The organism is Chloroflexota bacterium (assembly GCA_014360905.1).
Lineage (GTDB): Bacteria > Chloroflexota > Anaerolineae > UBA2200 > UBA2200 > JACIWX01.
Genome location: JACIWW010000022.1, coordinates 1 through 22,651, shown reverse-complemented (window position 1 = coordinate 22,651; position 22,651 = coordinate 1). Strand labels below are relative to the sequence as shown.

Genomic DNA, 22,651 nt, shown 5'->3' with positions numbered 1-22,651 from the left:
CATGTTTCATTTTACATTTTCCGTTTTGCTAAGTAGTCCTCAATCGCAGCACGTAGCGCCCGTGGGCCTACGATCGAATCCAACTTGCGTTCTGGCATTTCTCCCAGTGCTTGAGCCACCTTGTCTTCTGTAATCTGCAGTGCTTCCTCTATCGTCTGCCCTGTTGCCATGACCGTGGTCGCGCTGCTGGCGGCAATGGCCACTGGGCAGCCACGTGTACGGTGCTTTACCTCGATGAGGCGGTCGCCCTCCACGCGGATCCAGAAATGCGCTACGTCTTCAGGGCACTTGTCGCCACCATGCCCGATGCCGAAACCATCGGCATTCTCAATGGAGCCGACGTTCTGCGGGTGTTGAAAATGCTTCAAGATTTCTGTGCTGTACATGCTCTACTCCCCGGCAAAGAGTGGTGTGCTCAAATATCGCTCCCCTGTATCCGGCACGATGAAGACGATCCATTTTCCTTCGTTCTCCGGCCTGGCCGCCACTTGCAGTGCCACATGGGCAGCCGCACCGGCGGAGATGCCTGCTAGAATGCCCTCCTCTCGGGCCAGGCGGCGTGCCATGGTCATCGCCTCCTCATCCGTGACCCGAATGATCTCATCTAATAAGTCCGTGCGCAGCACATCAGGCACGAAGCCTGCCCCGATGCCTTGGATTCTATGTGGGCCAGGCTTGCCTCCAGAGAGCACCGGTGACGCAGCAGGCTCGACAGCAATAGCCCGGAACCCGGGCTTGCGTGGCTTGATAACCTCGGCAATGCCGGTGATGGTGCCTCCTGTGCCAACCCCAGCGACTACAATATCCACCAGGCCATCGGTATCGCGCCAGATTTCCTCCGCTGTGGTGAGGCGGTGGATTTCTGGGTTCGCTGGATTTTTGAACTGCTGCGGGATGAAGTAGCGCGAGTCTGCCGCAGCCAGTTCCTCTGCTTTACGTATCGCTCCTCGCATGCCCTCGGCGCCTGGTGTCAAAATGAGCTCAGCCCCCAATGCCTTCAGCAATGCCCGGCGTTCCAGGCTCATTGTCTCGGGCATGACCAGCACCAGACGATAACCTCTGGAAGCGCACACAAAAGCCAGAGCGATGCCCGTGTTGCCGCTAGTTGGCTCCAGAATGACTGTATCTTCTTTGATGAGCCCTGCTTTCTCCGCCGCTACGATCATGCTCACCCCAATGCGGTCTTTGACACTGGACAAGGGATTGAAGAACTCCAGTTTCGCCAGCACCGTGGCGCCTAGCCCGCGCGTGATGCGGTTCAGGCGCACTAGAGGCGTATTGCCAATCATCTGTGTAATGTCACCATAGATGCGCATGTAGCACCTACTCGGGTTAGATGTTCTCTGCTCTTAAGCCATGCCAGCCGTCAGGCTATCGTCTAGCACGATCTCGTACATGCATTGTATGGCACCAGTAGGACAGACCTCCTCACAGAAACAGCCACATTCTATCCCTTCTGCACACAGGGGGCAGGAAACCTCCGTACAGTGAAAAATCGGCCCCTGTTCTCCCAGCTCAATAGCAGGGCAAGCACATGCCTCCACGCAAAGACCACAACGCGTGCACAACGCTTCATTTACCTGTGGCACTGACCTCATCATTTGCTACCTCCCGCAACACATGGCAATTATAGCATAAAACATACCACGTGTCTGTGAGAAAAGTCTCATCTGCCAAAAAAAGACCCCAAAGGTTTGGGTAAACCTTTGGGGTCTGATCCTGCCGTCCTAGGCTAAGGCGAGTACCTCTTCACCAGGGGTAGATAGAGCTGATAAAGCCTTGCTGGCGGTATCTGCGTCTCTGTCGGCAATGGTATCCATGTTGCCGTTGGTGTCGGTGACAGCGTTCTCGTTGCCGTGGTGGTAGGCGTCGGCGTCCACGTTTCCGTTGGCGTGGACACCCCCGTAGGAGTTGGTGTAGGCGTCCATGTCGCTGTGGCAGTGGGCACCTCCGTAGGCGTAGGACTTACCGTGAACGTTGGCGAGGGTGTCCATGTTACTGTCGGCGTTGGCGTCCACGTCATCGTTGGCGTGGGCGTCTCTGTCGCTGTCGGCGGAGGTGTATCCGTTTCCGTCGGCGTCGGCATTGGAGTAGCCGTGCTCGTCGCCGTAGGCGTAGGCGTCACCGTGGGTGTTGGAGTCGGAGTAGCGGTAGCCGTCGGCGTAGGCACACAGTAAGGCACACAGAATACTTCAGAAAATGGGATGGGAATGCCTATTTCATCGGCATCAACCCAAGCCAGGTTGAGCAGGCACCTCCCTCCAGCCCAAGAATAGGTCTGCACCTTGATCCACATCGCCACAGCATTCCCCGGCCCTAGAAAAGGTATGAACCAGGTTACGGTGCGAACCCCATCGAATGTCCCTCCTGGATACTGAGGTGCATTCGGATACCCAAATCCTGTCTGCACCGAGTAAGGTGCGACCTCCTCCGGCAACGTGTCGGTCACTACAATGTTGTGGAAGGTCGTCTCGCTGGTATTGGTCACGTAGATGAAATACCAGAAAGTCCAGGTTGGGCAGACATTGCCGTGGGGACGCGTCTTGATGGGATCGAGTTCGCTGTCCAGGCCAAAATCCAGGTCGTAATCGGTCGGCTGATCCACACTCAGGAAGGTGCTCTGAGAACTGGGCGTCGTGAAGAAGTAGCCCGGAACCGGCGAAGCAGTTACCGTGTAGGTGTCGCTAATGAGCAGATTGGAAAAGAGGTAATTGCCGTTGGCATCCGTAGTGGTGGTGACCACCAGACCGGAGCTGCTGGTCAGCGTCAAGACCACGCCAGGCAAGCCCCATTCACCCGCGTCTTGTACGCCATCACCATCCTGGTCAAACCAGACATAGTCACCTACAGCACCCAATCCACGCACACCATAGTCATGGGTCAAATCTGTCGGCGCGCCAGTCGTCAGCACCGTCGAAAAAGAGCCTGGTGTAGTGAGCCAGGTCCCCGGCGGCAAGCTGCTCACGTCAATGGTGGTGGTGTAATACGTGTTGATAGGTAGGTTGGAGAAAGTATACGTCCCTGTTGCGCCAGTGGTCGTGGTATACACCTGGCCATATTGGTTCGTGAGGGTAATGACCACTCCAGCCAATCCAGGTTCACCAGGTCCTTGTATGCCATCGCCATCGTAATCCAACCAGACTGTATCACCGATGATACCTGGCGCATAGATACCCGCATCCCACGTCCAGTCGTTCTCGCCAAGAGCAAGATTAGTCGTGGCGGTCTGGCCGGTCGCGGGATTCGTATCGCTATCCACAGTATCGTCAACGCCCTGATCTTGCAGTGTGAAGACATAGCCATTGGGCAAAGTGAAGACCAAGTAATAATCATCTGGCGGCAAGTACTCGAACAGGTAGAGGCCATTGGCATCCGTTGTAGTTACGGCAACGACTGCACCGAGGCTGGTGTACAGGGTTACGGTCACGCCGGGAACGCCTGGTTCGCCGACATCCTGGATGCCGTCCCGATCATCGTCATACCAGACAAAATTGCCCAGAGAGCCGCCCGTGTAGGAGACAGCGCTGCTCTCCTCACGGTAGCGCGGATTGGTCGGCGCATTGTCGCCATCGCGTTCGCCCGGCACGACACCTGGCAACGTGCTGCCCCATATGGAGGCGGTGTTGGTAATGCGCACGCCAGTTCCGATGCTCGCATTCACCGTAGCGGTAAAGCGATAGGTATAGCTTAAGCCTGGCGCCATCGAAGCCAGCGTCCATGTAATGGTGGTTGGGCCAGTGCCAACTACGCTATCTGGTGCAGGCGTGCCAGGCAAGACGCCGCCATAGGTCAAACCGACGGGCAAGATATCCACGATGACCACGTCATAAGCGGTGCTGCTATAAGCCCCAGCCGAGTTGGTGAACGCTAGCGTATACGTGACCACATTGCCAGGAGCAAGCGTGCCAATTGGCTCAACCGATTTGGCGATGCCCACATCCGGCTCGAATACAGTAACGTTGACCGTATTCGAGTCGCGCGGACCAAAGGTCTGCCCGAGTTCGTTCTGCCAGGCAAACGTGGACACGTCAGGAATGACCGTGCCAGCGGTATTGGTGACCAAGTTGCGCACTGTGGCGGTAAAGACCAAATAGGCTTGTGCATTGAGCGCAATCGAGTTCCAGGAGGCAGTCACGGTGTTACCGTTGACCGCGGCAACACCACCCACACCACCCAAAGCTGCAGCGGTGGTGGGCGCCAAGCGACTGTCCACGACATCGGTTACAACCACGTTATACATCGTGGCGGTAATGGCGGGGCTGGGCACGGTGATGGTATAGACTATGTGCTGTCCAATGGTGGCCGTGATGGGCTGCACCGCCTTGAGTATGTCCACGTCCGATATAGTATAGTGCACCACGTCGTCCGTGCCATCCACGAAGATGCGCTGCGTAGGCGTCAGCCCGACCTGCGGGCCAGTACCCGGCTGTGAGTCATAGTAGGGCACGCCGGCAACGTTGGTGAGCACCATGCCTGCGCTCACGGCTGGCGACACTACCGTGGAAACGGTAATGGTGAGGGACTTGGGCCCTGTTGGCGTGACGATGGTTCCGTTCAGTATGTCCACACTCCAGGTGATGACGCCTGTGGCACCTGGCGTGGGCGCGATCACGACCGATGGCGGCCCTGCACCAGGCGAGGAGGACAGGCCATAGCCTTGATAGACCACACCGCTGGGCAAAACATCCGTGATGACGATGTCATAGGCGGGTGTCTGGGTGCTGTTCACCACCAGCAGGTTATACGTGATGAGCGTACCTGCCCCCACGATGCTCCCTTCGGGCGGTTCCGTGGTTTTGGTAATGGTGAGCGTGGGACGCCCGAAGTACGAGGACACCGAAGCGGTCCGCGAGATGGACCCGGTCACGGTGAATGCGTCGCTGTCCGTCAGATCCCAGTTAAGCGCCTCGCTGTTGGAGCGTGCGGTTCCGCCTGCGGCTACGCTGACCTCTGCCCCGGCCTGGTTGCGCCCGGTGAACTGCGCCGTGAAAGTAACGACAACCGTCTGTGTCACCGAGGTCGTGTTGGTGTAGGTGTTCATCCACCATTCGATGGCCTCTTGCGCTGTGGTAAACTTGTAGGTGCCCACATTGGGGTTGTTGCCGGCAGCGTTGTTGCCCTGGATGACGCTGTAGGGCACATTGGTGTAGTGGCTGGGGATGGTGTCCAACGAGCCGGGCAGGGAGCCGCCAATCTCGAAGGTGCCAGGCACATAGTGCAGCCCAGCAGCCATGTTGTCCCATTGCCAGGGCCAGTAGGCGACCAGGCCAGGTGGAACATAATTCGTGATGGTATATGTAACCAAGTCTCCGATGCGCAACTTGGTGGTCAAAGCGCCACTAGCGCTGGTGGGCGTTACGGCCTTGGTCGTGCTCAGGGAACGCGCTCCCACGTCTAGTTGTGTTGTCGTCGTATAGGTGCGCTCCTGATAGGGCGGCGGATTGCCCTCCAGCGAGGTATAGGTTACCGTCACATTGTTGGTGAGCGTCATGCCTGCCGGTGCACCGATGAGGCGCGCTGTGTATGTGAGCACAGTGGCAGGAGCAGGCGGAGTTACGCCTATGCTGGCGATGGTCCACGTGATGCGCGTCGTGCTGTTCACGGTGCTGCTGATGCCACCTTGGCCAATGCTCTGCGGCACCAAGCTGGCGGGCATGGTGTCCGTCACCACGACGTCATAAGCGGTGGAGGTGCCAGTATTGGTCAGCCGAATGGTGTAGGTGAGCAGAGCGTTGCCATCCAGATTGGTCAGAACGCCCGTCGAACTACTGGCTTGCTTGCTGAGCTGGATGGAAGGCTCCACAATATTCACCGCCGCTGTATCAGTGTAGCGATAGGTTTGTCCAGCGTCTACATAGGTCATGACCAGCGTATTCGTGCGCTGCACCCCACTCAAGTTGGATGGGATGTTCAGGATCGTTGCCGTGATAACGCCATCCAGTTGCACCCAGCCGGGCAGATTGCCCAAGTGCCAGACGACATTGCCGCTCTGCAACCAACCTGGCGTAATGGTTGGCGTAGTAGAGATGGCAGTGGTCGGTCCACCCACGTTGCCATCGCCATCGTAGGTATAGGTGAGTACCGAAGAGACATAGCCCAGCCCTGTCGGCAGCGTGTCCGTCAGGGTCACGTTCTGATAGAGCGAATCCTCGCCCTCCAAAAGAGCAGTGAAGGTAAAGACTGCCAGGCTGCCAATGGTGCCTGTCTGCACGGAGGGTCCTTTGTCAAAGCCTTTCTGCAGCGTTACATAGGAAGTGTACCCGGTTGTGGCATAGATGCAGCCAATGGCACAGGAACCAGAAGCCTCCAGTCCATCTGTGTACTCTCCAGTAGGGAGCACTGTAACTGTCACTACCGCGCTCCAGGCGCTGTTCGCTGCCAGGGTGAAGGCTGGTGTCCAGGTGATGACATTGCCGGCAATGACTGGCGTATTGCTGCCGCCAGGATAACTACCATTGCTCGCCTGAACCCCAGTGAATCCGTTGGCCAGCGTGTCCGTCACCAAGATGTTAGGAGCATAGGTGTTGCTTGTGTTGGTCACACGAACGGTCCAGGTAATGATCTGGCCGGCATAAGCCACCTTCGTCAAGGGGATCTTGCGGACCGTCAAAGCAGGATTGACTACAGATATATTGGTGCTGCCACTCGCGGTATAAGGACCGGTCGTGGTGCAGGAAGAAGAATCATCATAGATCAAACTGACGGTATTGAGCCCACCGGGCGGTATGGTGCAGTTACCAACAGCACTGGAATTGACTACGCTGAAGGTGAGCGTCGTCACACCGGTAGGCAGCGGCGTGCTACCCCACGACCAAACGGGCACAGTGGTTCCATACGAAGGATAAGTGGCTGGGGTTGTGCTGGCGTACAGCGTGGTGCTGTACACATACCCCGTTGGCAACGTATTGGTGAGCGTCACAGTATAAGCGGGAGGGCCGTTGTTGGTCAGGGTAATGGTGATGACTCCATCGCACTGATGCAAGGTGGACGGAGCGATGCTGGTAGTGATCGAAGGTGTATCGAAGTTTGGCCTCGTGCGCAGATTTGCCTGCGCGGTTGTCTGCTGGCGGCAGCCGGTCTCCGGGCAGCCCCATGTCGCCGTCATCACATTGCGCGTATCGCTTTCCGTGCACTCGCCGTTATCTACGGTAGTGGTAATCCACGCCGTCCAACTACCATTGGACAGCGAGCCAATATACCAAGTAATGACCTGCCCACTCTGATAATCGGGGGAGGGACTGACTGCGCTCAAGGTCACATTGGACGGCAAGACATCGGTAACGACGGTCTGCAAGGCTGGGGTCTGGCTGCCATTGCTCAGCGTCAAGCGCCACGCCACAGTATCGCCTGGCTCCGCATAGACGGTATTCGCCCAGACTGAACCGGTCGTTACGTTGCGTCCTTGTTTCTGCGCCGTCATCTGCGGCGCATCGGCTCCCGTCGCGAAATAACTGGCCGCCGTAGCGTGTGGAGTATCGCAGATATCGCGGTAACCGGCGCGGATGGTCAGGTTCCCGCCCTGGAAATCGCAATCCACATAGACATCGAAGCGCACCCAGACGGTCTGTTTCGGGTACAAGCGAGCCAGAGCCGGGATCTCATTGTATGTCCAGACCAAAGGTCCCAGCGGCGCGCCGGACGGCTCACCGCCATTCACCCAACCGGTCAGCGGCGGCGTCGTGCCCGTGCTTGTTACGTACTGCGTGCTATTGGGCACATAGCGCAACCCACTGGGCAGGGTTTCCGTCACCGCCGCGGAATACACGCTGAGCAAGCCCGCATTGCGCACAGTAGCCGTGATAGTGCGCGTGACACAAGTGGGCATTGGAGTGCTGACCATGCTCGTGTTGACCAGGATCGTACGGGGCAACTCGACCCGAGAGTATATGGGCCCACCTGATCGGCAGACTTGGTCCAGACAGCCCTGTACGCCAGCAAAAGCGTTGGTCAGGTTGTTACAACCGATGATCTCTGCCGTGAGGGTAATAATGTACTTCTCACCAGGCAGGAAGGTCAGATTGGTCCAAGTGATGCGCTGGCTGGACGTGATGGGGGTCACTCCCGCGGCGGAGCCAAAGCTCGAAGTAATTGCGGAACGCAGGTAGCGCAGGTCACTGCCCAACACATCCGTTAGCATGACGCTGTACGCCGGGCCAGACCCGGAGTTGATGGCGCTCAAAGTCCAGGTGACGACATCGTCCGAAGCGTAGATGATTTCTGGGAATTTGTACATAATCGGATATGGTTCGAGCACGAGCGGAGTCTGGCTGGCGCTGGCAGAACATCTATCGTTATAAATGTTGTCATCCGCGCACAGGTTGTCGTAGTACGCAGTAGCTTGCACTGGGCCGCTGGCATTACAGCGCCGCTGGACGCGCAATTGCACCGTCGCCGTGGTCGCGGTTGTAAAGGCATCGGCATAGTGCCAAGTGTAACTGATTCCATTCGTGGTGGTAAAGATCGGCGTCGCACCACCAAAGCCGAGTACGTTAATCACGGCATAGTCCGCAGTCGGGAAGCGCAGGCGCACATCGTAGGCTGGCACGCTGCCGCGAGACAAAGTGATGAGCGGAGTATAGACGCCACAGGATGAAACGGTGGATGGAACGCCGCTGATGCTCACACTGAGCGTGGGTTCGACGACCTCGACCCAGACTCCTTCCTCCGAGATGCCATCGTCGCAAGGCGCGCACCAGAAATTGCCCGTAACTCCCAGGTTCAGATACGACCAGTCATAGAACGTACCACCCAAACAGGTAAAGTTATCCTGCACCGTAGCCTGATACACGATGACCAGGGTTGCGCCAGGGACGGTAATGCCACAGGTGGGCGCAATATTGCGGATGACCAGCGGCGCCGTGCTGCTCACGGTAAAGTTGGCCGGGCAGGATTGCACCCCATTGCTGACCCAGACGGAAGCACTGCCATTTACATAGGTGAGATTGCTGAGCGTGTCCGTGAAAACAATGCCTTGCCAGGAAGGAACCACGGTATAGGACGGCGCAAAGACATAGGTGTTGGTAAAGGTGCGAGTCGTGCATGCCTCTGCACTCTGCGGCGAAACTGCTTTGGCGTGGGAAGACAACAACTCCTCACATTGTACAGGGGTGCTCGCGCTATCTGAGGCACTCACAGTGCAATTCTGGCAATCTTTGCCCGAAGCGGTCAGTGTGTTATTGACCGATTGCCCACAGCAGGCGCAAAGAGCAGGGCAAGCTCCGGTCGGGGAGAAAACAAGCGTGCGCGTCCAGGGGCTCTGCGTCATGACCCAGGTGATGGTAATGCGGGTGGAATCCGTAACCACAGTACCCCCGCCGGCATTGACCAGCACATAGTCACAACCGGATTGAAATACATCCGTAATGTATACCTCGCTGGTGATATTGGATGAAATCACGCTAAGCGTATAGGTAATTTGCTCGGTCGCATACACTTCGTGCGGCCCGCTCTTGCTCACGCTGAGCGAAGGAACTGCGCCGGCCATTGTCCACGCCCCTGATCGGATTGGATGGTAGTGAGCGTTGCTGCAGTCATCGTAATAGATAGGCTGATAAAGCAGTGACGCTCCTTGCCCACCCATGCCACAAGGGGTTGCTGGCAAAGCCAGAGTGAACGTGAGCGGGTAACTGCTGTTGCCGGCAATGTCTGGGAGATGAAATGCGCCACTGCTATACGACGCACCAGGAGAAACAGCAGCCACTACCAGCGGTGCAAAGTCCACAGCGATGACTGGGGAATACGCTGTGCCATCACCTAGGTTGTTAACAGGCATGTTGTACGTGCCACTGCCCGTACAATAGTCAATGGTAATGGAAGGGGGAGTGAAATCCAGATGCGGTTCGCGCGTTTGCAAGTCTATGCTAGCCTTGGCACCCAACTGCTGACAAGTGCTGGTACCACATCCCCAGGTAGCCGTTACCACATTGTCCAGCCCAGAACAGGCGACAACCATGGCGCTGACAGTGAACGATCGCGACTCGCCCACTGGGATGCTGGCATAGGAAGCCGTCAGCGTGCCGGCAACATAGGCTAACCCGGAACTGAGCGTGTCCGTAACGCGCACGTTAGATACGCGTCCGTAACCGGTATTGTCCACGTAAACGGTCCAGGTAACCACTTCACCGACCCTAGCCGAAATGACGGAGGGCTCTTTGCGCACCGTGATGGCACCTGGAAGTACGGTAAAATCCTTGCGCCGCACATAATAGTCGCCTTGGTCATCCGTAACAGTAGCCTCGTTCTGGCCAGAGGGGGCGGTGCAAGAAGCGACGAAGACAAAAGCATGGCTGGCAGACTGTCCAGGTGGGAGTGTACCCAGATTGACGCTTTGGCTGGTGGGGGTGAACCCGGAGGGCATGGTGTCCGTAATGCGGACATTGGTGGCAGTAATAGCAGCCGTGTTCGTGATGAACACCGTGAAAGTTACCGTATCGCAGATCTCGATCTGATCCGGACCAACGAGGGTAACTTGCAAGTCCGGTGACTGTGCCCTGACCTCGCCTTGCTCAGCGCGTGCAACTAGTGATTGCTCCGCTCCTGTCGCGGATAGCACGGCAGCACCCTCGCTCGCCGGAAAAGGTAGAGAGCGAGCTATTCCCGCTTCAGGTGCAGGCTGCGAGAAAGCCACGCCCGCAAGGGTGAGAAAGAGGAGAAAAACACCCATGATAAAGCCCAGCAACAATAAGCCCAGTCGTCTCCAGCTACAACTAGACATAGTAACCCCCTATTCTTTTATACTTCATTTGGGCATGGCCCGCGTCTGAAGCCGCGGTGAAACAGAGTTATTCGGTGATTATAGCACCATTATTATAACTGAAACGCCCAATCGGGCAAATCAGAGCACACGCCCTATTGACGGACAGAACCGCTTATACTATACACCATGAAGATGAATAAAAGATGAAAAATTTGCCTATATATGTAACTATTCGGTTACAACAAGGTATCAAATTAGTATTGATACTCGCTATGATACAGCTATGCTCTGGATAAACTCCCACCTCAGCCCAGGAACAAGAATGTGTTGGCCTAACCTTCTCCACTGGCTTCGCGTTCCAGCCCTGCGCGGTCTGTGATGACGATTCGTCCGCGCTGGCGGCGGATGAGTCCTTCTACCGCAAAGTCGCGCAAGGTGCGTCCTACCATCTCGCGCACCGTCCCAATGTGCGTGGCGATTTCTTCCTGCGTCCATCGGCGCGATGATGTTTCCTCGCCTGCATACTGAAGCAGGAAACGCGCCAGACGGCTGCGCACCGTGTGCAGAGCCAACGATTCAACCAGATCGCTTAAACGGCGTACTTCGCCAGCTAAATGCTGCAGGACGGAATGAGCAAGCTCGCTATACTCTTTCAAGATCTGACGGCAATCGGCGCAAGAGATGTAATACAAGGTAGCAGCGGTAACGGCATCCACGGTTACCGGGCTGGGCTTGCCATCGAGGGCGGCAACCAGGTTCACGCATTCGCCAGGGCCCAGATACGCCAGCACCTGCTCGCGGCCATTGGGCGACATGCGTCGCGTGCGCACCAGCCCTTGCACGACAAAATGAGTCGCTTGGCACGGCTCACCTTCCCAGATGATCACTTGCCCAGGGGAAATCGTCATTTCGTGGACATAAGATACAATGCGTCGCAATGCAGCCTCATCTAAACCAGCGAAAAGGGGCAACTTGGTTAACGTTTGCACACTGACAGCCATCGCCTCACCCGGTCAATGGACCTTCATTTCTGAATGGTAGACTGGCTCCTGTAACAGGCGACAAAATGAGCAGATGTGCCCATCTAGAACGGGGGGCTCTTTACTTACCTAGTAAGCGAATAATCACATTCAGCACTATGGTCAGCAGCAAACTGAGCAGGAGACAAGTAACGATAGGTGCATAGCAACTAAAATTGCCACGCCGAAATGTGATGTCGCCAGGCAAGCGACCCAGAAACGGCACACGCCCCATAAGGACAAGCACTAGCCCCAGCAGGACAATCATCCCGCCGAACAGCAGCAGCATTTTGCCAAAATCAGTCAAGTCCATCATCGTTCGTTAATCCACTAGTCTGCTAGTTCATTAGTCATTAGTGACTGATCATTGGTTAGTATAGCGGGTATCGCGTTGAGGGTCAAATTTCGAGAAGCGAAATGGGGCACAATCCAATGCCGGAGCATGAATCACCGTTTGACCTCTGTTGCCAGATAAATTATACTATGTTTAGGCCAAAAAGTGCAAAACGGCACACGCAATACGCAACACGGAGGCATTATGCGCGTCCAAAACCTGCACCGTTGGGACCTTTCCCCTGCAGAGGCCATCGCTGTGCAGCAGAACTTGCGCACCAAAGTCGTGACCGGCAATGAAGTTGGGCCAGTGCATACCGTCGCCGGAGTGGACATCAGCACCACTGGCGAGCGCGCGCACGCCGCTATCGTGGTGCTGACCTTTCCTGACCTTCAGCCGCTGGAAGCTGCGGAAGCTGATCTGCCTCTTACTTTCCCCTATATTCCAGGACTTCTTGCCTTCCGTGAGGCACCGGCCATCCTGACTGCTATCGAGCGCTTGCAGAACGAGCCGGACCTTTTCCTAGTGGACGGACAAGGGTTGGCCCACCCGCGACGCATGGGCATTGCCTGCCACATAGGAGTAGTCATTGACAAACCCAGCATTGGCTGTGCCAAGTCGCTGCTGTGTGGACATCATGGGATGGTAGGCCCGAAAGTGGGTGACTACAGCGAGATCAAGGATCAGGATCAAGTAATCGGCGTAGCACTGCGCACGAAAGAGGGAGTCAGCCCCGTCTATATTTCTATAGGACACAAGGTAGACTTGCCTACGGCGATAGAATATGTCCTGCGCTGCGGCGGGGGCTACCGCATACCGGAGCCGATCCGCTGGGCGCACCGAGTGGCAGGCGGAGAGCACTTGCCAAAGCCTCAGCCACGCGCTGAGCAAGGCATGCTCTTCTGACCGGCTGACCACGAAGGTACAAAGACTCGAGTTTATCTCGATCTGACTTCACGGAGCATAAGATGGCTTATGAACAAGAGATCCAACAAGCAGCCGAAGTCCTGGCAGCCAGCCACCATGCGGTGGCTCTGACCGGAGCGGGGCACAGCACGCCCTCCGGTATTCCTGATTTCCGCAGCCCTGGTTCCGGATTGTGGGAGCAGCTAGATCCAATGGAAGTGGCCTCCATTTATGCTTTCCAGCGCAATCCGCAAGCCTTCTACGATTGGATCCGCCCATTGGCTAAGCAGATTATGGAGGCGCAGCCGAACCCAGCTCATTTTGCCCTGGCTAAGTTGGAGCAAATGGGCGTGCTCTACGCCGTCATCACGCAGAACATTGATGAATTGCATCATCGCGCTGGCTCCAAGCGCGTCTTAGAATTGCATGGCAGTGTGCGCACGGCGACTTGCACGCGCTGCCGCAAGCAGATGACCACAGCAGAGATGTGGTCTACTTTTGTCGCCAGTGGCGAACTGCCGCACTGCCCTTCCTGCGGTGGTTTTCTAAAGCCTGATGTGGTGCTCTTTGGCGAATTGTTGCCTCTCGATGTATTGTCTGAAGCACAGCAGGAGGCGGAGCAGTGCGATGTCATGCTCGTTGCTGGGTCTTCACTGGAAGTTTACCCAGCGGCAGAATTGCCCAGCCGCGCCGTAGAGCATGGTGCCAAACTGATCGTGGTCAATTATCAGCCTACATATATGGATGCACGGGCGGCAGTGGTCATCCACGAGGATGTCGCGGTAGTTCTGCCGCAGATTACAGCCAGGGTCAAATCCCTCAGAGGAGGAGATTGAAACTGGGCAAAATCCATTCTGAAAGAAAAGCAATCATGGTGGATGAGCAAAGAAAATACGCTAAAGCAGCAATTGCTATTCCAGGAATTGCTTCTGCAACGAGCGAAGTCGTGACGAGAAAGGCCGGAACCGAGAATCCCGCTGCAAAGGATGCCTCCAAGAGGATCGCCCTTGTCCTGCTTGCGATGCTCCTTTGCTGGCTTTTGCTAGCAAGGGCACAAACCGTCCATGCCGAGACAGGAGGCTTCCGTGGGCAGGTAACCGATGTGCTCAGCAAGCGACCTATTCAGGGCGCGGTGGTGAAGGTCGGTGGGGTGCAAACCACCACTGACGAAGATGGACGCTATCTGTTGCGCCTGGCTCCTGGCACCTATGAAATCCACGTGCAGGCCGCCGGATACATCGGCATGTCCATGAGTTACCAGACGGTGCGCAGCAATGCATTCACCAACGTTGATTTCGCTATGGTCCTATCTGCACCTACGGCGACGCAGCGTGTGGCGCTGGATGCCATCCTCCGCCAGCCAGTTGAAACCAAGCTCACTGCTGAGGAATTGGCAGCAATACGGATCAGCGGCTTTCTCCCCTCTGGCGTGACTTCGCTGCCATCCACCATCCGCGTGCTGATGCCTGATAGCACTGTCGTGGTGATGCCTCTAGATGAATACGTCAAGGGTGTGCTCCCCAAGGAGATGCCACCCCATTGGCCGATGGAGGCTTTAAAGGCACAAGCAGTGGCTGCACGCTGCTATGCCGCCGCTGGTCCGCGCCACGCGGACGTGGGTGCGGATGTGTGCACTACTACACACTGCCAAGTATGGAGCCCTGTGCGTTATGAAACCACAGACCGCGCTGTGGATAGCACGCGCAACGTAGCCCTCACTTTCGGTGGCAATATCATCCGCTCCTTTTTCTTTGCACGTTGTAGCGGACAAACGCGCAATGCGATAGATGTATGGGGCGTCAACGTGCCCTATTGTCGCAGCGTGGCTTGTTCCTGCGGCTCCACCACTGCCCTTGGACACGGAGTGGGCATGTGCCAGGAGGGGGCACGCACCATGGCACAAAACGGGCATAGCTATACGGACATCTTATTACACTACTATTCCAATATCCAAGTGGCAGCACTCCCACCCCATATTTTGAAAGATGGTCGCGTCTGGCCAGAGCAAGCAGATACTGCGACCATGTTCCATTACGAAGTGCAGTACATCGGCACTGACCAGCCCATTGCAGCATATGTCTATATTGACGGACAAGCATACGCCATGAGTCCGGTCACGCGAACCGCCTCTGGCGGTGCTACATACCGCTACAGCACGTTGTTGCCCGTCGGCGAGCACCAATATGCCTTCCATTTTGAGGATGGCTACAATTCGCCCGTGGACTTTCCTGCCTCGGGTACGCTCAGCGGGCCTGTCGTACGCATGGCAACAGGTCCTACACCCACTGCCATGCCGCGGCTGACGAGCACGAAAGTGGTACAATGGATTCAGACTACGCAATCCGATTTTGCCGCTGGCACTTTCCAGAATATTGTGCTGACCAGAGAGGGCGACGGGGAGGTGGCACTTGCACCCGACCGCACCTTGGGCGTTTACACCTCGACGGTCAAGTTGGCACCTATTGAATTCGTGGCTGTTGGCTCGTTCTGGCATACCACAATGCCAACAGGAACGGCGATCACCGTTGCCCTGCGCAGCAGTGCAGATGGCAGCACGTGGTCGAACTGGACGGTAGTACCACCCATGGATGCCGAACGGGAGGAATCGCGTCTATCCTACGGAGAATTGCTCTACCTACGCGGCATGTACGTGCAATACCGCTTGACTCTAGCCAGCACTCAGGTGGGAACAGGGCCGGTACTTTCCGCGCTCACGTTGGTCTTGATTGATTCACGACCTGGCAACACAGCCGAACAAGCGCAGGCACTGGCTGCTGCCATTGCTCCTGCCGCTGGGCCGATTATCATCCCGCGTTCCGCATGGGGAGCAGACGAGCGGCTGATGACCTGGCCACCGGAATACCGCACGGTGCGTAAGTTCGTCATCCATCACACAGCCACGTCCAACAGTGATCTCGACCCCGCTGCCACCGTGCGTGCCATCTACTATTACCACGCCGTAACGCGTGGGTGGGGCGACATTGGTTACAACTATCTTATTGATACGCAGGGACGCATCTACGAAGGAAGGTACGGTGGGGAAGGCGTGGTTGGTGGACATGCCAAGCAGTACGCCTGGGGTTCCATTGGCGTATCGCTCATTGGCAACTACGACGAAGTGGCTGTGCCTGCAGCAATGGAGCGCTCGCTCATCGAGTTGATCGCCTGGAAGGGCAACCTGCACTTTGTCCATCCGACTGATCATGGCTTTTTCATTGACCGTGATCTACCCAATATCTTCGCTCACCGCGATGTGGCCGAAACCACTTGTCCAGGTCGCTACGCCTATGCACGCATGGCGTCAATCCGCACAGGCGTGCTGGCGCGGATGAATGAATTGCCTCCGAACGTGCGCATTGATGCACCACTTGCCGAGTCCCGCATCAGTGGCGTGGTCAATTGTTTGACTACGGTCAGCCCTGCAGTATCGCAGGTCACATTCTGCGTAGATGGCACAGCAAGCGCTAGCGACAACACTGCACCCTTTTCCTGGAAATGGAATACCTCCACAGTGGCGGACGGGTTGCATCGCCTGCAGGTAGAAGCGCGCACTGCCCTAAATCTGCGTGCGGAGCAGGCCGTGACCGTGACTGTGGACAATACGCCGCCCACCGGTACTTTGAGCGCGCCCTCCTTCCACAATGCGCCCACGATCACCCTCTCGACCTGGGCCGATGGCGCTGCCTGGATGCTGTTCAGCAATGGATGGCAATGGGAAGGAGAGGAACTAGCCCATCAGACTGGAAGCAGAGTCAGCGACGCTGCAGCAGGAAACGGCTGGGCGTGGATGGGACGTGCCGGATATGACCAATCTGGCTGGTGGTACGGCCCCTACTTCCGGGAGTTGCCCACTGGGCGCAGCTATCGTGTTTACTTCCGGCTCAGGGCCAATGGCTACAGCCCCCTGACGCACGTCGCCACATTAGATGTAACCGACGACTTTGGCGCCAATACCTACGTCAGCCAGATCTTGCTGGGAGAAGATCTGCTGGGCAATCACTACCAGGAGCCCTACCTCGATTTCAGTTACTATCGCCGCGACAACTATGGACTCGAATTCCGCGTTTTCTACCCTGGACAGTGCGACCTATATCTGGATCGCATATCCGCCTTCCGGACACCCCTTCCTTATGCCCAAAGCGTGGAATGGATATTGCCCACAGGCGATGGGCCGAAGGTAGTCCAAGCGCGCTATCTGGATGCGGCAGGGAACGCCTCGGAGGTCATCTCCACCACTGTGATTTTGGATACCAGAGCACCGCAATGGCTGGGATGGGATGGGATTTATGCCCAGGTTCGTGATGAACTATCCGGATTGCATGTTAACAGCGCTCAATTTGCCACTTCCGGCGACGGCGTGAATTGGGGGCCATGGCAGGCGGCACAACTCACAGCGACCGAAGGCACGACCGCCACTGTATCTGTTAGCACCCTGACAGATGGAGGGACAGTAGTGCGTTTTCGCATCGCTGACCGTGCCGGCAATGTGGCCGTGAGCCCAGCTTACACGCTCCCCACGCCCGCGCCAACCAAGACATCTACGCCCACTCCTATCCCTTCGGCGACGCCAAGCCCGACTGCTACCAGTACATCCACGCCCGTTCCCACCTTGACTAGCACGCCGATGGACACGCCCACACCCACGTCAACGCCTACAGCCGTGCCAAGCCCAACCGCCAGCCCCATGCCAACTTCGCCCTCCGAGCCTGGCGCGATACGTGGGCGGGTGCTCCTGCAAGGACGCATCGCATATGGAGGCGTGAGCGTGAGCATCAGCGGCGGTGCTGCTGTGACCTCAGCGGCAGACGGCAGCTATCTCCTGGCGGAATTACCTGCCGGGGCCTATACCGTGATTTTGCGCATGCCTGGCTACCTGGAAACCCAGCGCAGCAACATCGTAGTCCAGCCCGGAGCAGTGACGGAGCTGCCCAATGCCCTGCTGCATGGCGGGGACGCCAACGGCGATTGCACCGTCAACCTGTCCGACCTAGTGATTGTCAGCGTGAACTTTCGCAGCAGCCCTCCAAAAGACCCCCGCGCTGACATCAATGGCGATGGGATTGTGGACCTCTTCGACTTGCTGCTAGTGTCCATAAACCTGGGGAAGCACTGCCCAGGGCCATGGTGAGCAAGAGTAGCAGCAAACGTAGAGCAGCTTTTTAGCTGTTTCTTCCTTGTTCAAATTTGTTGCTTCATCTCCTCTGACCTATAATTGGGCAGAAGCAGGTTATAGTGACGCACAAGATACGCAACCTCGAAAAGCATATCTTCACGGTGATGGGAATCCTCTTGCTTTGTCTGTTGATGGCATTGGTGGATTTGACCGCGACAGATGCTCAGAAGGCAGAATCTGTGGCGCAACCAACGCCAAAACACCATCTTTATCTCCCGGTATTCCTTCACGATGCGCCCGCTTTCCATCTCTTTGTGCCGCTATACCTTTCTTCCACACCTATATCTATGCCTGCCCCTATGCTGATGCAAAGCGCCCGCAGTCCATCCTACACAAGTCAGGGTAGAGCACAAGGAAAGCCTTCCGATCACTTTGTGCGACGCGTTGGCGAAGAACTGCAACTGAATGGCCAGCCGTATGCATTCATCGGAACGAACGTCTCCTATCTGGCCGGGCCATTTTTCCCTGAAGAGAAGGTGGAAGAAATCATCGCCCACCTGGCTGAGAGCGGGGTGCAGGTCATCCGCGTCTGGGTTGAACCCTGGTGTGACTTGGACCGCGTGGAGCGCATGTTGGATTTGGGGCAAGCCTACCATATCCGCTTTGTACTCACTTTGCAAGACTTTTTTGATCAGAAAAGTGGTTGGTGGTTCAAAGGGCTCGTTGAGACAGTAGACCTGCCGCATATCCGCAACATCGTCCCGCGCTTTGCTCATCGGCCAGAGGTGCTCATGTGGGAATTGATGAACGAACCCACTTGCCCAGCGGAAGACGCTAACCAAAGCTGCTGGAATGCATTCGTGCGCTGGGCACAAGCCACCTCGCAAGAGATCAAACAGCTAGACCCGAACCATCTCGTCTCAGTGGGCACGCAGCACGCAGGGTTTGACAGTGCATCGGCAGAGGCTTTTCGCCGCGTGCACGCTTTGGATACGATCGACATCATCAGTGTGCACTGCGGGGTGAATCACCAGCCAGAGACGGAGTTGGCTATTGCCCACGAACTAGGCAAACCCATCTACTTCGGCGAGATAACAATGCGCGGGTTGGATGAAGGGTGTAACCCCTTATCCAACGACATACTGCAACAACGTGCTGAAACCATCGCGCAGAGCATCGTGAGGAGTCGGGAGGCTGGCGTGGATGGATACCTACTCTGGCAATACGCCTATGGCGGCGTGGACATGGGCAGCCACATCCAGTATTTTTGCGGGGTGTACGACTACTTTGCCAATGACCCGGTGTGGCAGGTCATGCGGTCCCTATCATCTTCTCCAACTCAATAACCATGCGCTCCAGTATCTCCAGCACTTGCCGTGCTTCCTCTTCCGTGATGGTCAGCGGAGGCAAGAATTGGCTCACCGATTGATCGTGGTTGGCATAGATGGTCAACAAGCCATGGCGGAACCCAGCGAGAGTCATCAACGGCCCACACATCTCGTTCGCCCATTTCAAGCCCATCATCATGCCGCGCTGACGGACTTCCACCAGCGTCTCTGGATGCCTCTGTTTCAGGGCCATCAAGCCCTCGCCGAAGAACGCTGCCATCTGGCGCACATGCTCCAGGAAGCCCGGCTCTTGCAGGATGTTAAGCACTTCCAGGGCAGCATAGCAGCCTATCTCTGCACCGCCTGTGGTCGAAATATGGATGAAGGGGTTCTTGCATAGGAAGGAATCAAGAGGATCGCGGTAGATGGTAGCAGACATAGGATAGATGCCACCTGAAAGTCCCTTGGCAGTGACGAGAATGTCCGGCACCACACCATAGGTGTCAATGCCCCACACCGCACCACAGCGGCCCAGGCCAGTCTGCACTTCGTCTATGATCATCACCGCTCCATAGCGGTCGCACAGTTCGCGCACGCCGGCGAAGAAATCCTCCGGTGGGATCACCATGCCCAGCGTCGCTGGGATGGTCTCGAAGATGACCGCAGCCGTTTCCGCATCTATAGCAGCTGCGAGAGCTTCCAGATCCCCAAAGGGCACTTGGATAAAACCTGGCGCTAACGGCTCGAAGGGCTTGCGGTATTGTTCATCGCCTGCAGCCAATGCCAATCCGGTATGCCCGTGAAAGCCGCCTTGGGCCGAGATCACCTTTGGCCGGCCAGTATAGCCACGCGCCAGCTTGATCGCTAGATCTATCGCTTCACCTCCCCCTACGCCAAAGACCACCCGCTTGAGGTCGCCAGGACACATTGCCGCCAGATGCTCTGCCAGCAAGGCACGATGCTCGCTAATAAAGTGGTGATTGCCGATGTCCAATTCTTGCAATGCCTGCTGCAGAGCAGCGATGATCCTAGGGTTGCGATGTCCCAGGTTGAAAACACCGCCATTGCAGTGGCAATCAATCAGCTTCTTTTGCCCGTCAACATCCCAAACGTAAACGCCTTCGCGTTTGCCAAAGACAAAATCAATGCCTACCCTGGAGAAGAACTCCACCTTGCCACTGGAAACGTGGCGGGCAAATCTGCTGATGATGGCTTCCTTAATATCTTGAGCAACGAGCGACATGATGACCTCCTTCCAAGTGCAATGCTAGCGCTGAAGCGCTTACTATGAGCCTCATCTCACCGCTGGATCTTCTCCGGCAGGATATAGGGATATTCCTGGCGCAGGATACGAGTGCGCAGGAAGCGATCCACTTTGCGCGCAGCGAGATAAAACGACCAGATGAAGGCGTCCTCGCGATAGTACGCGCGCACCTCCTTCTCTGAAATAGGCGCAATACCTAAATGCGCCGCATCCCGCGTGAAGACCTCATTCACCACTTCCACCGCACCAGGGATCAAATCCGGGCGTTGCTCCTTGTAGAAATTGGCCACCAAGTCCACGGCGACGCGGTGAAAGTCATAGTAGCGATCCACCACATCTTGTAAGAACAACAAGCGCAGCGCCCAAGCCAAGAAGAAAGGAGCACTGCGCAAGAACAGCTCTGGATTCAGTTGTTCCACCCCCTGGACGCGAAAGAGAGGCGTGCTGGTATCCATGTAATAGAGGCGGGTCTGCTCTTCCAGATGAGGATGCTCGGGGTCAAAACCGTCAATCGCCCAGTTCGAGATTTGCCCATCAATGCCCACCTGCCAACGGTCCTGGCGTCGGTTGAACTCCCATACCTTGCATAATTCCTGGAGAACGCGACGAACCAGGAGCAATGTCTCCTGGCGTGGCAATACATGGATAGCACGGTTGCCGATGGATGGATAAGGCAACTGCTTCTGCACGATGTAGAAAATGGGACGTCCTGAGTCAGTGATGAAAGCAGCGTAGCCATGAGGCGGAAGGGTCAGTCCCATCTCCTCGAGCAGGCGGTTATACTCCTCATACGCAGCCTGATACTTGGCCATTTCTCCCTCTGTATAAAAGATGGGCAACCGCTTGAACGCTAGGCCGCGCATCCCTTCTACCTGAATCTCAAAGACCGTGCTGATTTCGCCGTACCCCAGGACGCGTGCTGGCACTCGGCTGCATTCCGGATAGCGTGGATCCAGACCCCGCTCGAACTCGCGCAACATGTCCAGATCTATTTCCAGTTTTGTCATTCTGCCTCCTTCTGCCTTAGCGTCGCGGATAAAATGCCCTGATGCGCACCCCCGTTTCCTCTTCCCCCCACCGTGCGATCTCTTCCAGCCTCTGCGGCGGAACGAGCACCAGTTGGGCATGGGGAACGGGGCGGTCAATGGAATAGATATGCGCTTCCTTCGGCCGGATGCGTGCAAGGAGTTGGAAATAGGCGTACAACTCTCTTCCCTCAACGTTGGAGGGCGAGCCGTCAATCAACGTGGTTTGGATGTTGATGTGTTCCAAAGAGACAAGATGCTCCACGATCTGCGCAAAGTCGACTCCTTTGGCTGGTCGGTTAATGACACGGAATGTCTCCTCTGTCCCGGCGTCCAATTTAAAGAGGGGAAAGTCTATCTTAGGGATGCTGGTGCGTACTTCGGGACGCACCAAGCCCGTGGCGTTGGACAGCAAGGCAATTTTTACCCCAGGACGGTATATATTGCGAATGTGGATCACCTCGTCCACCAGTTCGGCGAACTGGGGATAAAGGGTGGGTTCACCGTTGCCGGAGAAGGTGAGGTAATCGAAATCGAGCGCGGAGCGAGCCGCGATCGCGATGCGCTCCACAACCTGATCGAAGAGAGGCAGATCCTGCCGCGCTTGGCTCGCGTCCAAGGTATGCACCTTGGTCCAGCCATAATGACAATAAACGCAGTTGAAGGAGCACAGTTTGTACGCTCCGGGCATGAGGTTGATCCCCAGAGACCTGCCCAATCTCCGGGAGTTCACAGGGCCATAGAGAATATCCACTTGCAAAGGCAGAAGCATGGTCCCCCCTGGACTGCCAGTTGTCACTTATATTGTAGCCAAAAGGCTGGGCTTTGTCCAAATGCTATGTGTAAGTGGCCAATAGATCGTTACCAGCCTCTTTGTCACAAGCGAGCAGCAGGTCGGTACTAATTGGGTCGAGCAGGATAGGTGGTAGCAAGGCGATATGCTCATCCCCAGTATACCCCAAATGG

General features: G+C 56.4%; 13 protein-coding genes. 4 read left to right on the top strand and 9 right to left on the bottom strand.

Features of this window, described 5'->3' with window-relative positions; translation table 11 throughout:
• Positions 1 to 11: 11 nt before the first annotated feature.
• The 6 genes from H5T67_09535 to H5T67_09510 all read right to left on the bottom strand — a co-directional run bounded on the left by H5T67_09535 (position 12) and on the right by H5T67_09510 (position 12,031).
• Positions 12 to 386, bottom strand: a complete 375-nt coding sequence (locus H5T67_09535) for an iron-sulfur cluster assembly scaffold protein (protein ID MBC7245554.1) — start codon at positions 384 to 386, stop codon at positions 12 to 14.
• A 3-nt stretch (positions 387 to 389) separates the two neighbouring features.
• Positions 390 to 1,316: a cysteine synthase A gene (gene cysK, locus H5T67_09530; GenBank protein ID MBC7245553.1), complete on the bottom strand. Its 927-nt coding sequence runs from the start codon at positions 1,314 to 1,316 to the stop codon at positions 390 to 392.
• A 33-nt stretch (positions 1,317 to 1,349) separates the two neighbouring features.
• Complete coding sequence (locus tag H5T67_09525) at positions 1,350 to 1,601, bottom strand: hypothetical protein (GenBank protein ID MBC7245552.1); 252 nt, start codon at positions 1,599 to 1,601, stop codon at positions 1,350 to 1,352.
• A gap of 131 nt (positions 1,602 to 1,732) precedes the next feature.
• On the bottom strand, positions 1,733 to 10,714 hold the full coding sequence (locus H5T67_09520) for a DUF11 domain-containing protein (GenBank protein ID MBC7245551.1): 8,982 nt from the start codon (positions 10,712 to 10,714) through the stop codon (positions 1,733 to 1,735).
• Between the two features lie 314 nt (positions 10,715 to 11,028).
• The gene (locus H5T67_09515) at positions 11,029 to 11,697 is read right to left on the bottom strand and encodes a Crp/Fnr family transcriptional regulator (GenBank protein ID MBC7245550.1); all 669 of its coding nucleotides are present in this window, start codon (positions 11,695 to 11,697) and stop codon (positions 11,029 to 11,031) included.
• A 100-nt stretch (positions 11,698 to 11,797) separates the two neighbouring features.
• Positions 11,798 to 12,031, bottom strand: a complete 234-nt coding sequence (locus H5T67_09510; GenBank protein MBC7245549.1) for a DUF2905 domain-containing protein — start codon at positions 12,029 to 12,031, stop codon at positions 11,798 to 11,800.
• A 222-nt stretch (positions 12,032 to 12,253) separates the two neighbouring features.
• Here H5T67_09510 and nfi point away from each other — a divergent pair, with 222 nt between their 5' ends.
• The 4 genes from nfi to H5T67_09490 all read left to right on the top strand — a co-directional run bounded on the left by nfi (position 12,254) and on the right by H5T67_09490 (position 19,414).
• Positions 12,254 to 12,955 (top strand): deoxyribonuclease V, encoded by a 702-nt coding sequence (gene nfi / locus H5T67_09505; protein MBC7245548.1) that lies wholly within the window; start codon positions 12,254 to 12,256, stop codon positions 12,953 to 12,955.
• A 62-nt stretch (positions 12,956 to 13,017) separates the two neighbouring features.
• Entirely contained in the window at positions 13,018 to 13,791 is a 774-nt protein-coding gene (locus H5T67_09500; protein MBC7245547.1) for an NAD-dependent deacylase, read from the top strand.
• A complete protein-coding gene (locus tag H5T67_09495) occupies positions 13,788 to 18,083 on the top strand; it encodes a SpoIID/LytB domain-containing protein (GenBank protein ID MBC7245546.1) in 4,296 nt (1,431 codons plus the stop codon). Before H5T67_09500 ends, H5T67_09495 begins: the two co-directional genes overlap by 4 nt.
• A gap of 104 nt (positions 18,084 to 18,187) precedes the next feature.
• The gene (locus tag H5T67_09490) at positions 18,188 to 19,414 is read left to right on the top strand and encodes a cellulase family glycosylhydrolase (GenBank protein MBC7245545.1); all 1,227 of its coding nucleotides are present in this window, start codon (positions 18,188 to 18,190) and stop codon (positions 19,412 to 19,414) included.
• On the opposite strand, the gene H5T67_09485 is transcribed toward H5T67_09490, so the two are convergent.
• From H5T67_09485 to H5T67_09475, 3 genes are read right to left on the bottom strand one after another with little or no spacing between them, the layout of a single operon-like run.
• The gene (locus H5T67_09485; protein MBC7245544.1) at positions 19,380 to 20,639 is read right to left on the bottom strand and encodes an aspartate aminotransferase family protein; all 1,260 of its coding nucleotides are present in this window, start codon (positions 20,637 to 20,639) and stop codon (positions 19,380 to 19,382) included. The two genes, H5T67_09490 and H5T67_09485, sit on opposite strands and share 35 nt — an antisense overlap.
• 56 nt (positions 20,640 to 20,695) lie before the next feature.
• Positions 20,696 to 21,667 (bottom strand): hypothetical protein, encoded by a 972-nt coding sequence (locus tag H5T67_09480; GenBank protein MBC7245543.1) that lies wholly within the window; start codon positions 21,665 to 21,667, stop codon positions 20,696 to 20,698.
• A 16-nt stretch (positions 21,668 to 21,683) separates the two neighbouring features.
• Entirely contained in the window at positions 21,684 to 22,457 is a 774-nt protein-coding gene (locus H5T67_09475) for a radical SAM protein (GenBank protein ID MBC7245542.1), read from the bottom strand.
• Between the last annotated feature and the right edge of the window lie 194 nt (positions 22,458 to 22,651).

Excerpts from the sequence above, each read along its gene's own strand:
- H5T67_09535 (MBC7245554.1), bottom strand. The coding sequence starts at position 386 with ATGTACAGCACAGAAATCTTGAAGCATTTTCAACACCCGCAGAACGTC.
- cysK (MBC7245553.1), bottom strand. The coding sequence starts at position 1,316 with ATGCGCATCTATGGTGACATTACACAGATGATTGGCAATACGCCTCTA.
- H5T67_09525 (MBC7245552.1), bottom strand. The coding sequence starts at position 1,601 with ATGATGAGGTCAGTGCCACAGGTAAATGAAGCGTTGTGCACGCGTTGT.
- H5T67_09520 (MBC7245551.1), bottom strand. The coding sequence starts at position 10,714 with ATGTCTAGTTGTAGCTGGAGACGACTGGGCTTATTGTTGCTGGGCTTT.
- H5T67_09515 (MBC7245550.1), bottom strand. The coding sequence starts at position 11,697 with ATGGCTGTCAGTGTGCAAACGTTAACCAAGTTGCCCCTTTTCGCTGGT.
- H5T67_09510 (MBC7245549.1), bottom strand. The coding sequence starts at position 12,031 with ATGATGGACTTGACTGATTTTGGCAAAATGCTGCTGCTGTTCGGCGGG.
- nfi (MBC7245548.1), top strand. The coding sequence starts at position 12,254 with ATGCGCGTCCAAAACCTGCACCGTTGGGACCTTTCCCCTGCAGAGGCC.
- H5T67_09500 (MBC7245547.1), top strand. The coding sequence starts at position 13,018 with ATGGCTTATGAACAAGAGATCCAACAAGCAGCCGAAGTCCTGGCAGCC.
- H5T67_09485 (MBC7245544.1), bottom strand. The coding sequence starts at position 20,639 with ATGTCGCTCGTTGCTCAAGATATTAAGGAAGCCATCATCAGCAGATTT.
- H5T67_09480 (MBC7245543.1), bottom strand. The coding sequence starts at position 21,667 with ATGACAAAACTGGAAATAGATCTGGACATGTTGCGCGAGTTCGAGCGG.
- H5T67_09475 (MBC7245542.1), bottom strand. The coding sequence starts at position 22,457 with ATGCTTCTGCCTTTGCAAGTGGATATTCTCTATGGCCCTGTGAACTCC.